Consider the following 14,837-nt stretch of genomic DNA (forward strand, 5'->3'; position numbering starts at 1 on the left):
AATCCTTTCTATGCAGAGGCAAGGGTATTTTTATCAAATTGAATCGTAAAACCTTGAATTCCCCCACCTGTGTAACATTCTTTAAAGCGATTGATTACCTCAGTATAGATTATCACAGATGAGCTTGTTGGCTTAATGCTAAATGTAAATTCCAATGGTAATCGGTTTTCAGATTTAGCATGTACTAGTCGTATCGATATTTCAGTTGTTTTGAGTTTTCTCTGACGAAGTTTTGAAGTTGCTGTTTCAACGATTCCATGTAAAAATCTTTCAAGCATTTCAATATCATTACATCCTTTGCTACGGATTTCTGAAAATTGTACTGTATTTTTTTCTTGTTTCATTTTAATCCCTCCAATCCACCCGCGGAATGACCACCGATAAGTTTACTGCGTTCAATATTTCTGGAACCTTCAGTTAGGACGGTTCCTTTTTGTATGGCTAAAAAACCAAACTGTTCTCTGACAACATCAATAGCTGTCTGAAGTCTATTATCTTTTTCAATTTGTTCTACATCATCAAAGAGTGATAGTAGAGTATAGCTTTCATCTACGAAGCCACTATAAGATACACCAATTTGTCTCACTGCACCAGAGGTGTATTTTTTCGGAATAATACAAGTACATGACTCACCATTGTTTTGGGGAGATTTGCGGGTTCAATTTTATTCTGAGCATTTATAGATTTTTTCATCTCAGTCCTAGAATAGCCAATATGAATAGAAACGACAGTAGTCAATACTAGGGCTACTGTTCCGTTCCACAGTATCATTTAAAAATCATTTTCACACCCTTTCGTCTATTAGTATAGAAGAAAGCTCTCAGCACACAATATCCACTTGTAGTTTATAATAACTATCTCCTCCTTTACACTTTAATTCAAATCTTTATTAAAAAATATTTCATCTTATTTAACAAGAAACCATATTTATATAACAACATAAAATACACTAAGTTATTTTATTGAACATATATCGTACTTTATCTATCCGACTATTTGGACGACGGGGCTGGCAAACAGGTTCACCGGTAGTAACATGGTACCCTTTTAACTCTGTTAAACAAACACTACGTCCATTTGTAAAGAAAGTTAAATCACTACGATATTCTTGAATACACCGAGCAGGGATTTCTCCACTAAGAATGACCTCATTATTTTTCAATTGAGTGTCTACGATGTTCGCACAATATTTAGGAGCATCGGTGTATGCTCGTGAAAGATATTCCTGTGGCGCATAAATTTTAAAACTAAGATATGGCTCTAACAATTCTGTTCCAGCTTTTTTTAAGACTTGTTCCAATACAATAGGAGCAAGCATCCGAAAATCTGCTGGGGTACTAACAGGGCTATAGTATAAGCCATACTTAAAACAGATTTTACAGTCCGTCACATTCCAACCATACAATCCTTGTTCACAGCCATAGCGTATCCCTTCCATAACTGCATTTTGAAATGATTGATTTAAGTATCCAAGAGAAACCGAGCTCTCATACTGCATTCCACTTCCCAACGGAAGCGGTGATACAGATAAACCAATGGAAGCCCAGAAAGGATTCGGTGGAACTTCGATGTGAATGGTATACTCTGCTTTTTTTAACGGTCTTTCCATATAAATGACTGTAGGCTCTTTTATTTCTATCTCCACATGATACTTTTCTTGCAGCAGAGCACAAGTCACTTCCATTTGTACTTTCCCTAAGAAAGAAAGTATGATTTCATGTGTCGCAGAATCCACATAATATCGCAGAAGCGGGTCACTGTCGGAGATTTCTAAAAGTGCATCAAGTAACATTTCCCTTTGTTGAGGTTTGCTCGGTTCAACAGTCGTTTGCAGCAGAGGGAGGGGATTTTCAATTCTCTCTCTCTGTGGCAATAGCTTTGTATCTCCAAGAACACTATTTAACTTCAAAAACTCATTCTGCAAAATAACAATTTCCCCGGAATAAGCCTTATCGATTTTACATAATTCACCATTTATTGAAGTATACATTTCTGTAATTTTTATTTTTTCCTTTTCCGATATTCTAACCGAATCTCGCAAATGCAGTACGCCACTATAAAGACGTATATATGCAAGACGCTGTCTTTTTTCCGAATACTCAATTTTGAAAACTTTTCCGCAAAGTTCAGACTGACCTCGATGTGTTGATGAATAAAATTTATTCGTAATCACTTCTATAAGGTTATCAATCCCTATATTGTTTTTTGCACTTCCGTGATAAACAGGGAACAGAGAACAATTCTGAAATCTTATGCTTTCCTCTTGTTCGAGTTCCAATGCTTCTAATGATTTACCGGACATATATTTCTCTAAAAGGTCATCGTTTCCCTCTATTACCGTATCCCATTGTTCAGATTCGGTAAAGTTCGTCACACACATATTAGGATACAGTTCTACCTTCTGTTTGATTACAATTTCGGCAGAAAGTTTCTCTTTAATATCCTGATAAACCGTTGATAAATCAATTCCATTTTGGTCAATCTTATTGATAAAAAAGATTGTGGGAATCCCCATTTTCCTAAGTGCATGAAATAATATACGAGTTTGTGCTTGTACGCCATCTTTTGCAGAAATCAGTAGAATTGCCCCATCTAAAACTGATAATGAACGATATACTTCTGCTAAGAAATCCATATGTCCTGGCGTGTCTATGATGTTCACCTTCGTATTTTCCCACTGAAAAGAGGTTATTCCTGTCTGAATTGTAATTCCTCTCTGACGTTCTAAAAGCGTATTATCCGTCCTCGTTGTACCTTTGTCCACGCTTCCTAATTCTGTAATCGCTCCACTGTTATATAATAAGCTTTCTGTTAAGGTAGTTTTTCCTGCATCAACATGAGCTAAAACTCCAATATTAATAATTTTCATGTGATTTTCCTCCATTCAAAAACCCAAAAGGGCATAAAAATCCCAGTGATAAATACTTTTATCACTGGGATTTTTATGCATAACCATAGGTATACAAAGCATACAGATATTCTCTGGATACTTTAGAATCACATGATAAAGGTATTCTTAAACTGGGTACAAAAAACTAAGCCCTCCTAAAAAAGGACATCCAATTATTTGTTCCCACTATCAAATTGACAGTTTATTTAAGAATACCTTGCCGCATATTTATTAACTCCTTTTAAATAGATACTTAAATTATAGCACGTAAGAGCATATTTGTAAAGGAATCTCCAATTTTTTATCAAAGAGAGTACGTGATTACAAAATAGCTGTAATAATGTACCAATATTTGTTATTCTATAATCTTCCAATTACTCCCGTTCTTTTCAAGTACCAAATCAAATTGAGATACCTGCGTTGCTTTGGTCTGCTGGTCGATATACTCCACTGTCAGCGATACCGTGACTTGATTATCCTTACGATTGTGAATAGGATTTACCAGTTCTTGAAAGATGTACTCTTTTCCGATTGGTTTTAATATCCCGTCATTCACATAGTAGGAAAGTTCACTGGCTGTCGCTGTAGGATAGAGCTTGAAGAACGTCGTTAAAAACTCATTGATTTCATTGGTTGTAATGGAATCAACCGTCCCCTCACTTTCAATGGCTTTTGGTTTATAACTTGATTTCTTAGGTATGTTGGTAATGGTCGGATTCTTAACCAGTACCATATTTCCAGAACCATCTACATAGACACTCACTATATAAGCAGAGTGGACGGTCTTTGTATTTTCTCCCTCTGTAATGAGCTGGTCTACACTGTAGGTTACATTAAACTCATTGTCGCCAGTTGGCTCTACCGTCCATATCTGAAATCCTCTTACAGAAGACGATACAGGAATATCTTTGCGTACTGTATCAACATTGAGAGCTTGAAGTTCATCTGTCAGATAGCCTTTTAGACTTTCCATTCGATTATCAATGGACTTATCGGATTGCTCCCATGAATAGTAGACTTTCGCAAAGTTCTCTACAAAATTTTCTACATGATGAGTATCAACGTATTCCTTTTCTATGATAGTTGTTTCGTGAATAGTATGAGTATCTATAGCTGTAAAGTGCTTGAATATCGCAAAGCTGAAACTAAGCCCTAAAAGTACCCACAAGGCAATCACAACCTTTTTATGAGGATTGACCTTATAGTAGACACGAGGTTTCTTTTCCTTTGGTATCTGTTTTTCTTTATTCTGATTTTTTCTAAATTTCATCATTAAATCTTCCTTTCTCATTGTTTGATTCGTCCTGCTCCCACTAAATGCTGTTGCCAGTAGGGGCTTGTTAAGTCGGCATAACCGATTGGGTCGCCTGCATGAAACATACGGTTATTGCCAAGGTATATCCCAACATGAGTAATATAAGAGCCAGCGTTATAGGTAGAATGAAAGAAAACCAAATCGCCAGCTTGTGCTTCCGATAGTGGGATATGCTGGGTCACATCATATTGCTGTTGTGCGGTTCGTGGTAAGTTAATTCCAGCTTTTCCATACGTCCATTGTGTCAGTCCGCTACAATCAAAAGAAGTAGTCGGGGAAGCTCCACCGTAAATGTATCGCCAGCCCTCATATTTCAGTGCTTCGTCCATGATGGCTTGTACCGTATCATCATCAAACTCTGTTGTGACAAGATACTGCGTTACCAGTTGCACATAAAACATATTGCCATAGTTGTATCGCCAGCCCCCATTGATAGGTATGGCTATGGGATTGGGGTAAGACACTTTTTCGCCACCTGAATACTCTTTTGAGAAACTTTGAGCCAGTTCAAAGGTATATTTATTTCCACGATTAGCCACATACCCTAAGAAACCACCACCATAATTGTAGGACTGGATAACCGATTCTAAATCTACACTGAGCCTTTCGCTACTGGCTAATAATTCACTGAAATACTTCACACCTTGCTTAATGGATTCTTCTGTACTCAATGAATTAGGTGGAAGACCGAGGGATTCCGAGGACTGCATAACATCTTCCGCAGTACCGCCCGATTCCACCTGTATAATCGCAAGAAGTATGTTGACATATTCTTCAACGCCATATTCTTTGGCATATTTTTCTACCATAGGCTTATGAGCCAGCACTTCTGCGGAAACATTCACACCTCCATAATGAATATTGGAAATTCCGCTGTCCTGTTCATCTGAAAATAAAATGGCAACAAACAGAAGCAGTGAGAAGACCATCAAGAATAATCCAGAACCACCAATCACTAAAGTTTTCAACTTCATGGTTTCTTACCGACTTTCTTAATGGTGGCGGTTTTGATTGGTGGTCTACTTCTTGTATTTTGTAGTGGTACTCTTTGAACAGTAGACGGACGTTCTTTTGTGATTGGACGTTGTGAAGTTCTATCTGCTGTAGTGGTTGAAGTTGCTGGCTTTTGAACGGTTTTTTCTTGAACGGTATTGCCTTGGCGTTCCACTTTTGGACTTGAAAAATCGGACTTAACTGCTGGACGCTCTTGTTTGGCTTGTTGAGATTCCTTATATGAAGTCTGAATATTAGACTGTTTTGAGGTCTGTTCATCATGATATTGTTCTTGTCTTGTAGTCGGTCTTTCATGAACAGAAGAAGCAGGCTGTTTTTTCTGTTTGACCTGTTCCATTTCAGAGCGACGCTTCGCAATGGTTTTTCGCCTTTGTTCCTGCTGTTCCTTGCGTCCACTGGCTCTGTCCGCTTTGGTTTGAGAAATACTACTGGTTAAATCACGGACATTCTCTTTTACTTTGGATTTTCCTTGATATACTGCATATCTTGCATTGGTCGGCAAATCTTTAACCTGTTCTTTCAAACCACTAGCAGTGTCTACCATTCTGTCTTTGGTATCAGCTACTGTACCGATGGTTTGACCGATACGTTTTCCAAGTGTTGATTTTTCCTTTCCGTCTGGTCGGGAGTGATCTGCTTGTGTCCTTGCAGAACTCCCCGAACCCGACTGTCCTTTTTTACCTGTAACAATGGCAGACCCAGCCCCTAGAGTAGTCATGGAACGTCCAAGTTTCCGCTGTAGACGGTGCATGTGAGCGTGCATAAGCATACGAGGTTTTCTCATCACACGACTTCCCACACTTTGAGAATCGTTACTCTGTAGAGAAAACATACTCATTAAATCGCCCAGCTTGAAGTAGATTCCTGCAAAGGTCACAATCTGTAGAAAAGCAATCAAAAAGAACGGATAACCAGCCGATAAGGTATAGAGCATGGTTGAAATACTAAATGCTGTCGTAATAATCAATGTGATTCCAGCTCGTGTCAAAATGGTATTAAAGAGCTTTGTTATGGCTCGTTTTGACATACCATCAAATGATGGAATCATGCTTAAAATAAAGCTCACAGGCAGAAACATAGCATAGATGATAAAAAGTACCTGCGAGAAAATCATGATTCCTGTTAATAGGAATACAAATATGGAAATCCCAATATTGAAGACAAATAGGAAGAAGACTGTACCTAAACGGTTAATGGTCTTTGTAATGGTTAGATTGGTATTGCTTCTGTCTTCAATTTCTTCCGCAACAATTTTTTCTCTGTCTTCGCCATTGTTGGAATCTGGGCTGGTGGAGAGCAGGCTTTCCACACGGTCAATACCGATACTTTCAATGTCTGAACTGTTGTATTGAAGCAGTAGCCACGGTTGCTGAACCTGTATGGAAAACAGGCTATCTCTGATTAAGTCCACTCTGTCCTTGCCTTGACTATCGGAATGGGGCATGACAATCTTCGTGCCAAGTGATAAACTGGCATTACTGATGTCTGATGAAAAGTCATTGATTTTTTTAATGTAGTCGGGAGCGTAGGCAATAAAGGAAGCCGATAGGATAAACACCAGCACAAAATTCATAATGGCATGAATTGCCTTTGTGGTTTCTCTCTTTATCAGTCCCGTATAGGCAACATAAACCCCAAGAACCAAAATCAAGAGTAAGAGGAATCCAACATAGAAACCCTCTGTTGAAAATCCGTTTGCACTCACACCAGCTAAGGTCTGCATATTCTTACCAATGGAATCTGCTGTAGCGGAAATGAAGTCTAAGGAATAGGCTTCCTGTACTAAGTAACCTGTCGCATTGGAAACATACAAACTGATTGTCCAAATAAAATTGGTAATGGCATATAGTCCATACATGACCTGTTTTCCAATCCCGTCCGACCAGTTCCACGGAAGCCAGCCCCAGCTATTATCCACATAAAAATCCAGTTGATAGTTTTCAAGTGGGTATCGGCTGTATTCATTTGCCACATTGACCGTATCATCTACCAAGCCCGCAGCTTGAACCACCGTTCCCAGCATGGCTAAAAGAAAAATGGCAATCACAAGTGTGAAAGCCACTGTCATTGCCACTTTACCTAGACGTTTCAGCGTCCAGTTTGATTTTATTCTGTTTACTATTGATGGTTTCACATTTACACCTCTTTTCGCACAGGTGGTCTGGTATCAAAGGCATGGAGCAGTTCTTCAAATACAGGGTGGAACTGTATCACACCGACACGACCATATAAATCACTGATAAGGCATTGCCCGTTTTCCAAATCACGCAATCGCTTCTGATTGTTTTCGTCCTCTGGGTCTACACCAAAAAAGGCTAAGGTCTTTTTAATCTCGTTAAGGTCAGTGGAACGAAATGCAAATTTTAAGCCGAGGTTATTTTTCAGTTTTTCATCTAAGAGGTCGTCTGTATTTTGGGTCACGAAATATACCCCAGCGTTCATAGCACGACCAGCCCGAACCAGCTTCATAGATAGTGTTTTTCCTTGTGCTACCTGTAAAAAGCTCCATGCTTCGTCTAAATCTACAATCTTGAAAATGCTTCGGTCTGTATGGATAAAGTCTAAAGCAAAGGTACTAATGACAATCAGCATAGCAACGGATAAAAGCTCCATAGTGGTATATTCCTCAAAGGAAGTTTCCTTGTCGGGAAGTACCAAGTCCGCAACCTGTATAATGTTCAGTTGTTTTTCTAAGCTGATAGACTGCTCCACATAACCATTACTGAATAATAAATGTGCAAAGTCATAGTCTGTAAAACTTTCGATATGGTCGGCTATACTGGTACTTAGTGGCGTATTCTCAACCCGTAATTCCTCAATCACTTTCATCAACCCTCGTACTTCACTATTGGTTACTGCACGAATGGCTTTTCTAAGGATTGGGAAGCGTTCCCCATCACGAGAGGAAATCCCCGTAAGGAATGTCAGAATATCAATAGCCAGTGATTCAGAATCTTTGGGATTTTTCATAATCACATAAGGGTCAAGTAAGCCTTTGTTTTTCTCATCAGAAGTCAGAGTGACGATATTGATTTCATGGGAAATCTCTGGCAAGGTTTCTTTCCATCTGCCACGTTCTGCTTTTGGGTCTACAATCACTGCTTGTGCCCCATAAAGCACCGCATAATAGACGATAAGGTTATTCGCAAAGGATTTACCACCACCCAGCGAACCAACAAAAGCCGACGCTAACGCATTGGTTACTGAACCCTTAACCCCTTGACTGGCAAGAGCAGGTTTCAGATAGACATTGCGTCCAGTATCTAAGCTGTAGCCAACATAAATCCCCTCATTTTCCCCCAGCATTTGAGTAGCACCAAAACCTAAACCAGCGAGGAAATCAGAGGTCACGTATTGAATATAATCATTCATATAACGCTTTCTGGCAGGTAAAAATTCTTCATGTAAGCCGAGCATATCCCCAAATGGTCGTACCAGTTTTACGCTTAAATCGTCATAAAAATCTTTCACTTCATTACAACGACGTTTGAGTTCGTCAAGATCATTTGCTGATACCCTTACCACATAAGACAGCTTGTACATAGATTCCTTGCTTTGGTCTAAATTGGTTTCCAGCTCATTCACACTTTCCAGAGCTTCCGCCACATTGGAGCTGGTTTCATTATCACTTTGCCAAGCGTGGTTATCCAAGTCTTTCAGTTCTTTCTTTTTATTGCGGACAGTAGATAGGGCTTTACGATTCGCTACAATTTCCACATTCATTGACGTATCAATCGGGAATGTAAATTGCTGTTGCTGGTAGTAGAAGATTTCAGAGGACGGGAAGTCCAGTTCTCCGACAATGCTGTTAATGGTAAAGTAAGCTACATAGACGGTTTCATCTTCCTGCTGGATTTTCAAATATCGCTGTTTTTCTTCCACCAAACAGCGAGTAGGCTTAATCAAGTCATAGTATTTAATCAGCGTTTCATTATCCAGCTTTTTCTTTGATAGATGGTACTCATACTCTTCATAGGCAGTGCCTGTCTGTCCGTAAAGGTGTTCAATCAGATAGCCGAAGTCGTCCTTATCTAACCTGCGGATTTTGAAACGACGAGAGATTTTATTTTCTAAGAGCTTTTCCATCTTCTGAAAACGCAGGATTTCATCATTACTCATACTAACAAAATCGTCCATCAGCTTATGGTTCACATCATAGACAAAATCAGACAAAGCATTTTTTGCTTCAACGGTAAGACTTTTCATAGAAAACTCCTGATCGTTGAGAAGCAACTTAAAGCCGATAAAGAAACGGTAGTTCACTTGATTTTCGCCAATCATGGATATTAAAGCGTCTGTCTGTTGGTCGATTTTGTCATAGGCAACCGCTTTGAGCTTGCCAGTGACTTCATTTTTGGAACGCTCTTGTGCAGAACGTATGCTGGATTCTGTACTGATTTGTAAAGCATGAATTTTGCCATCACGATTTTGTGTGATAAGCTGTCTGAAAGAATCATGCACTTGTATTTTCTGTTCTGGACTTAGAAATGAGTAATTGTAAGGAACAAGCTCATAGTAAGCATAACATTCCCCGTCTTTATTCCAGACGAGATTGTTTTCAATGTATTTAATTGGATATGCCATAAAATTCACTCCTAACTGCTGTAATGGCTTCTTGTGGCTGGTTTCTGCCAAGCGTTACTTTTTTTCCTGCATAGGTCAGCTTTGGTCGCAGTGCATAAGCAATGACAGACTTCAAAAATCCATAAGGCTTTTTACCATCAAAAGTTTTTGTAGACATAAACCATGTGAAAGCCACAGGAATCCCAAAGTATTTGAGAAATGCTCCCTCTATCATGGAAAGAGGGGGCAAGTTGCCAAGTATCATCACTGCAAAGAGTGACACGACAAACCATGTCATTTGCGTAAAGGTTATGGGAAACGGAAGTCTAAAATCATTGATAGAATACAGTACCTTTTCCACAGACCAGATACTGGTATAGCTTCGTATTTTCTTCATGTAATCAATCCTTTCATAAAAAATAGGGGTAGCTGATTGAGCCACCCCGTAAAATAGAAAATCTGCCAGTAGTAATGTACCGACAGATTTAATAGACGATTTCAAAAATCCCATGATTGGTTGAGATAAACGTTCCTGAAAGGTCTAAATCCCGACCATAGGCTTGATAATCAATATAGTTTTGAAGACTAGCTGGTACTTCGCCTAAAGCACCCGTTTCTTCAATGTAGTAGCGTGCCACGTCATACATATCATCACAATCGGAATGAATGATAATATCCTCTTGATGTTCGCTTAGTTCTTCAATGCTTGAAAAATGAGTGAGCAGAGCAGATAGCTCCGATTGTAATTCTTCGGGTAATTCCGATACCATTTCCCATAGTCGATTGAGTTCGCCAATGGAAGTGTATTCGTCAACCGTAAAGGGTAACTCGTAGTCATGAATGGCGTATTCCTCATATTCATCATTCAAGCCGATTTTCTCTTTGACTTCCTCAAAGTCAATGGGAAAGGTAAACCACGCACCGACCAATTCGCCCTCATTGTATTTGCCTAAATTCGCAATATAGACTTGCATATCGTCCATATATTCACGTCCTTTCTTTGTAGAGATTCAAAAATCCCTACCGCACTTCGTTTGGTGTACCATTCCTTTGCGGAACATAAGAAAACCACTTATATTCCACAAAAGAACGGTTTTATTTAAGCACCAATAATGCGATTGAATAGCTCTAGTAAAATGTCTTTTACTCCAGCAGCGTTGAAGACTAAGCCAACCGCAATAATCGCAATAATTAAAAAGCCAATCAGTTTGCTAAACTCACGCTTGAAGCCAAGATACAAGCCAATCACAACGATTGCTAAAAGCACCAGTGATTGAGCGTTTGATAGAAACCAGTTATAAAGGTTTTGTCCAAAATTCATAAAAATGTTCTCCTCTCTATATTCAATGAATTTGTATTTGAGTTATTTTTTTGTTGTTATCACGTCCTGTTCTTTTACTGACTGTTGCTTCAAAATCTGCTTGTGTCGGTCTGTCAGTTTCGCATGGTCGAGAATGTCTTTTACAACCTGCGTCTGGTTGATTTCATCAAGTTTAATCGCAACCTTTAAGGTCGGGGCAACTTGATGAGATAGCCAGTTCAGCGTCCTTTGGAAGGAGTAAGGCTCTGGTTTTGTGGTTAGTTTTAATCGTTCACGATTGTTCCCAATAAACCAAGCCCATTCTTCATTCAGTTTCCAATCAGAACGAGGTTTGGAATCGTCTTTATCTACAAAACGGATATACCGATTGATAATTTTAAAGGCGGTATGCTCTGGATTGTCATAGACGAGTAAATCACGGACTGCATAATAGCACGCTCATTTTTCAATCGAATCTCAAAACGGTTTTTTACTTCTGCGTCTTCAATGGGAATATCATTTTTCTTGTACTGCTCGTAGTCCTTTTCATAGATACAGAAATAAACTTCACTTTGTAATGAACCGATATAGAGGGTGTTTCCCATACATTCCTTTTCCTCTTTGCGTACCAGTTCGCCACTGCGATAGCTTTTAAAACTGCGGAAGACGGAGATACATTCTTCCTGTTGGCACTTTTCAGTGAGTACAGGGATATTTAAAATCCCTGTCTTATCGTTAATGGCAAGGTCAAGGCGTTTCATCACACCGCCAGCCACCAAAACGTCCATAAAGAACTCATACCAGCTTCTTTGTTGTGCCAGAAGATAGCTTTCAAATTGTCTGCACCCACGACCTTTCAATTCCACCAGAACTCCTTTGTCCAGTTCATGGGAGCAAAGGACGAATATGTCGCCTAAAGCATAATGCTCTGAATAAGAATAGAAACCATAGTCCTCATGAAGAAAATAGGACAGTTTCAGTTGTAAGATGTTTTCGACCACCTGCTGTACGTCTGTTGTCGGAAAGCGAATTCTTACATAATCAAACAGCATTTCAAGGGGAGCGTCGGGATTGAAGCGTTCCAGAGCTTCCCAAAGGGACTGCTGTAAATCCTCTGATGGCTTGACTTTTCCTGTTTCAATATCGCTTAGATACTGCCTTGTAATACCAGTCGCAACAGCTAAACGGTTTTGAGATAGTCCATAAGCCAAGCGTTTTTCTTTTAAATGCTGTAACCAAGTTTGTTCATTCAGTAAAAATCCCTCCAATCAAAAAGGCGTATGTCAACTTTTAAAGCCCATTTGACATACGCTGAAATTTTGTAAATCCCTTGTAACCAAAGGATTTTCTAATGTTTTTTTGACTGTTTCCTGTCGATTTGTACCCCCCTGTTAGATACGGGGGGTTAAGTGCTGGCGTGGCTATTGCCACACCAGCCAGCAAGATCAGTCCACACCTGCGACTTCCGCTTCGCACGTCGCCTGCGTGGACTGTCTGCTGTTGGATAACTTTTTAATTTCCTCCAAGAAATCATATCCTTTTGGTACAAGGGGAGTATAAAACTCTGATATGACACTTGTTCCTACATCAACATAGCCACGACCTTTGATTCGCTTTAAGAAGAAATCCTTTTGTACGTCACTGCCAAACATCATGCCATAGCCCATTTCAGACATACGACCTAAAGCCACTCTGAAATTAAACTGATCACGGATTCCGTCGCCTAAATATTTTGCGTCTGGACGTTGACAAGCCAGTATTAGAAAGAAGCCAGCTTGACGACCTAACATGACAATCTGTTTCAGCTTATTCATAACTGCGGTGTTTTCTTTTGTTCCCAGCATTTCCATGAAAGCGACGTATTCATCAAAGATTAAGAAGTGTGCCGGGAGACCTAAGTAAGCATAATTTTTGCCAGTCTTATAGTTCTTCATCTGCTTCATTTCCTCACTACGTTTCATCATTTCTTCATAGAATGTTTCAATGCAAGAAAGCAAGTCTTCTTTTCTATAGTAGACATTTGCCATCACAGAACCTAAGTCCGCAAGATCAGCATTTTTCGGGTCAAGAATATACAGTTTTGAATCTGTATGAAGCAAGGCTTCGATCAGTGTCAGTATAAAGTAAGTTTTACCGCCACCTGTACCACCAGCAATCAACATATGAGGGAGCTTATCATATTCCCACCATACGTTTTTCATTAAGCGAAGTTTACCATCTTTAGCTTCTACTTCATCAATAGAAATACGACTGGCTATGGTGTCATAGAGCAAAGTATATTCCACATAGGAATCCTTTAACTCTTTATCCGTCAGCTCACAGTACAAGCCACTCTCTAATTTCTTTTCCAAGTGTAAGAGTTGGTCTTGATATTTTCCCAGCGTGATTTCCACCCGTATCTGTATCAAGCCATTTTTAAGTCGATAATACATTTTAGGGAAGTAGGTTATCTTTTCCTTTGTACGACCAGCACTATCTTTAAAGAAACCCTCTGTTTTGACCTGTTCAGATTCATACCACTTGTTTTCAAGTATCATCTTTGCCAGTTTTTGACGGTGGTAAAGTTGTTTAACCGTATCATAGCGAACCCGTTTGAATATAAACGCTACCAGCAAGCAGATAAGAATTGCGACACTGAAACTGATAATTAAATAGGGAATGTCAATCTTATCTGCTTGTGATAGGTTAAAATCCTGCCAGTTGATCTGCTGGATTGTCTTCACATGAAACAGTCCGACAACCAGCAGGAAAACAGGCAGGAGTGACGCTATCGTAAAATGAAAGACTAAATCTTTACCAGATGGGCGAATCCTTTTACCACGCTGTTTCATGCGAAAAAGTCTCCTTTCTACCTAGCGACTATTTGTCTTGTGTCGGTTCTTTCTTTGCTTGTGGTTGAGCTTTGAATGAACTAGAATCCTTTGTCAGCACAATATCGTCTGCCTTGATATACCAGTCAACATCTGCTCCTTGATAGGTGGCAGTAGCAACGGTGTCCGCAATGGGATTGATAAGTTCCACCCGTGCGTTATAATCAAACTCTTTCAAAGGCACGCTGGCAGGAATACTTACTTGAATCATGCGTCCTTGTCCTTTGGATTTTAAGTCATAGGTACGTTCCTTGATTTCATCTGAAACCGACCCGTCTTCATTTTGGATTCTCACTTCACGACGTAGAGCAGAGAATTTCAATTCTCCAAAAGTCGTGTCTTTATCTAATACAATGCCATTTGCTAATCTCATCATTTTTCCTCTCTTTCTTTATTCTTTTATCATGTCGTCAGCATGTAAAAGGTAATTTGTAAAACCACGAGTGCCGATTTTGTAGCCCTCTGCGGTAATACGTGGATTGACTAACTTCACACGTTCCTCAAAGCCGAAATGTTTTTCGCCAGCTTCAGCAGGAAGCACCACCACAATATCATCTGCTCTTTGAACATCAGAATAGAGATTATAGCTTCTTGATAAGACAGTTAGCCGTCCGTTGATTCTTCGCTGAACGACTTTATCCTCGCCAGCAAATTCTAAATTGCCGAATGTTTTTTCCATGTTGGGAATCACAAATTTAAGTTCCATATTTTTACCTATCCTTTCTTTTTTATTGGCTGAATGAATGTTTGATGGTCTTAAAGAGTGGGGAACGACCTTTTGATTCTTGATTTTTTGTTTTCATAAGTTCACTTCCTTTCAAAATCGGGTAAAAAAATAGACACCTCATTTTTTGAAGTGTCTACCTATTAAATATTCAAATTTTA

General features: G+C 39.3%; 14 protein-coding genes and 2 pseudogenes. All 16 read right to left on the minus strand.

Going from position 1 to position 14,837, the window contains the following annotated elements:
* Positions 1 to 8: 8 nt before the first annotated feature.
* Entirely contained in the window at positions 9 to 344 is a 336-nt protein-coding gene (locus HMPREF2764_RS03060; RefSeq protein ID WP_000806926.1) for a DinB/UmuC family translesion DNA polymerase, read from the minus strand.
* Positions 341 to 586, minus strand: a complete 246-nt coding sequence (locus HMPREF2764_RS03065; protein ID WP_001813542.1) for a hypothetical protein — start codon at positions 584 to 586, stop codon at positions 341 to 343. The genes HMPREF2764_RS03060 and HMPREF2764_RS03065 overlap by 4 nt, the downstream gene beginning before the upstream one ends.
* 363 nt (positions 587 to 949) lie before the next feature.
* Entirely contained in the window at positions 950 to 2,869 is a 1,920-nt protein-coding gene (gene tet(M), locus HMPREF2764_RS03075; protein WP_000691745.1) for a tetracycline resistance ribosomal protection protein Tet(M), read from the minus strand.
* A 15-nt stretch (positions 2,870 to 2,884) separates the two neighbouring features.
* Positions 2,885 to 2,932 (minus strand): annotated as a pseudogene (locus HMPREF2764_RS10400) (hypothetical protein); the annotation flags it as partial.
* Between the two features lie 313 nt (positions 2,933 to 3,245).
* Complete coding sequence (locus HMPREF2764_RS03080; RefSeq protein ID WP_001224320.1) at positions 3,246 to 4,181, minus strand: conjugal transfer protein; 936 nt, start codon at positions 4,179 to 4,181, stop codon at positions 3,246 to 3,248.
* Positions 4,178 to 5,179 carry a bifunctional lytic transglycosylase/C40 family peptidase gene (locus HMPREF2764_RS03085; RefSeq protein ID WP_000769867.1) on the minus strand — a complete coding sequence of 334 codons (1,002 nt, stop codon included), beginning with the start codon at positions 5,177 to 5,179 and terminating at the stop codon, positions 4,178 to 4,180. Before HMPREF2764_RS03085 ends, HMPREF2764_RS03080 begins: the two co-directional genes overlap by 4 nt.
* The gene (locus HMPREF2764_RS03090; RefSeq protein ID WP_006146375.1) at positions 5,176 to 7,353 is read right to left on the minus strand and encodes a CD3337/EF1877 family mobilome membrane protein; all 2,178 of its coding nucleotides are present in this window, start codon (positions 7,351 to 7,353) and stop codon (positions 5,176 to 5,178) included. The genes HMPREF2764_RS03085 and HMPREF2764_RS03090 overlap by 4 nt, the downstream gene beginning before the upstream one ends.
* A gap of 2 nt (positions 7,354 to 7,355) precedes the next feature.
* Positions 7,356 to 9,803, minus strand: a complete 2,448-nt coding sequence (locus HMPREF2764_RS03095; RefSeq protein ID WP_070527126.1) for a conjugal transfer ATPase TcpF — start codon at positions 9,801 to 9,803, stop codon at positions 7,356 to 7,358.
* Positions 9,787 to 10,179, minus strand: coding sequence for a conjugal transfer protein (locus tag HMPREF2764_RS03100; RefSeq protein ID WP_000723888.1), 393 nt, complete (start codon positions 10,177 to 10,179; stop codon positions 9,787 to 9,789). The genes HMPREF2764_RS03095 and HMPREF2764_RS03100 overlap by 17 nt, the downstream gene beginning before the upstream one ends.
* Before the next feature lie 88 nt (positions 10,180 to 10,267).
* Positions 10,268 to 10,765: an antirestriction protein ArdA gene (locus HMPREF2764_RS03105; RefSeq protein ID WP_000342539.1), complete on the minus strand. Its 498-nt coding sequence runs from the start codon at positions 10,763 to 10,765 to the stop codon at positions 10,268 to 10,270.
* A 116-nt stretch (positions 10,766 to 10,881) separates the two neighbouring features.
* The gene (locus tag HMPREF2764_RS03110) at positions 10,882 to 11,103 is read right to left on the minus strand and encodes a hypothetical protein (RefSeq protein WP_001009056.1); all 222 of its coding nucleotides are present in this window, start codon (positions 11,101 to 11,103) and stop codon (positions 10,882 to 10,884) included.
* A gap of 42 nt (positions 11,104 to 11,145) precedes the next feature.
* A pseudogene (mobT, locus tag HMPREF2764_RS03115) lies at positions 11,146 to 12,350 on the minus strand (MobT family relaxase).
* A gap of 22 nt (positions 12,351 to 12,372) precedes the next feature.
* Positions 12,373 to 12,525, minus strand: coding sequence for a hypothetical protein (locus HMPREF2764_RS09585; RefSeq protein ID WP_000879507.1), 153 nt, complete (start codon positions 12,523 to 12,525; stop codon positions 12,373 to 12,375).
* A 2-nt stretch (positions 12,526 to 12,527) separates the two neighbouring features.
* A complete protein-coding gene (locus HMPREF2764_RS03120) occupies positions 12,528 to 13,913 on the minus strand; it encodes an FtsK/SpoIIIE domain-containing protein (RefSeq protein WP_070496601.1) in 1,386 nt (461 codons plus the stop codon).
* Positions 13,914 to 13,941: 28 nt separating this feature from the next.
* Positions 13,942 to 14,328, minus strand: a complete 387-nt coding sequence (locus HMPREF2764_RS03125; protein ID WP_000985015.1) for a YdcP family protein — start codon at positions 14,326 to 14,328, stop codon at positions 13,942 to 13,944.
* 15 nt (positions 14,329 to 14,343) lie between these two features.
* A complete protein-coding gene (locus HMPREF2764_RS03130) occupies positions 14,344 to 14,658 on the minus strand; it encodes a YdcP family protein (protein ID WP_000420682.1) in 315 nt (104 codons plus the stop codon).
* Positions 14,659 to 14,837: the final 179 nt, after the last annotated feature.

Origin of the sequence: Streptococcus sp. HMSC073F11 (assembly GCF_001810785.1) — a bacterium.
Classification (GTDB): Bacteria; Bacillota; Bacilli; order Lactobacillales; family Streptococcaceae; genus Streptococcus.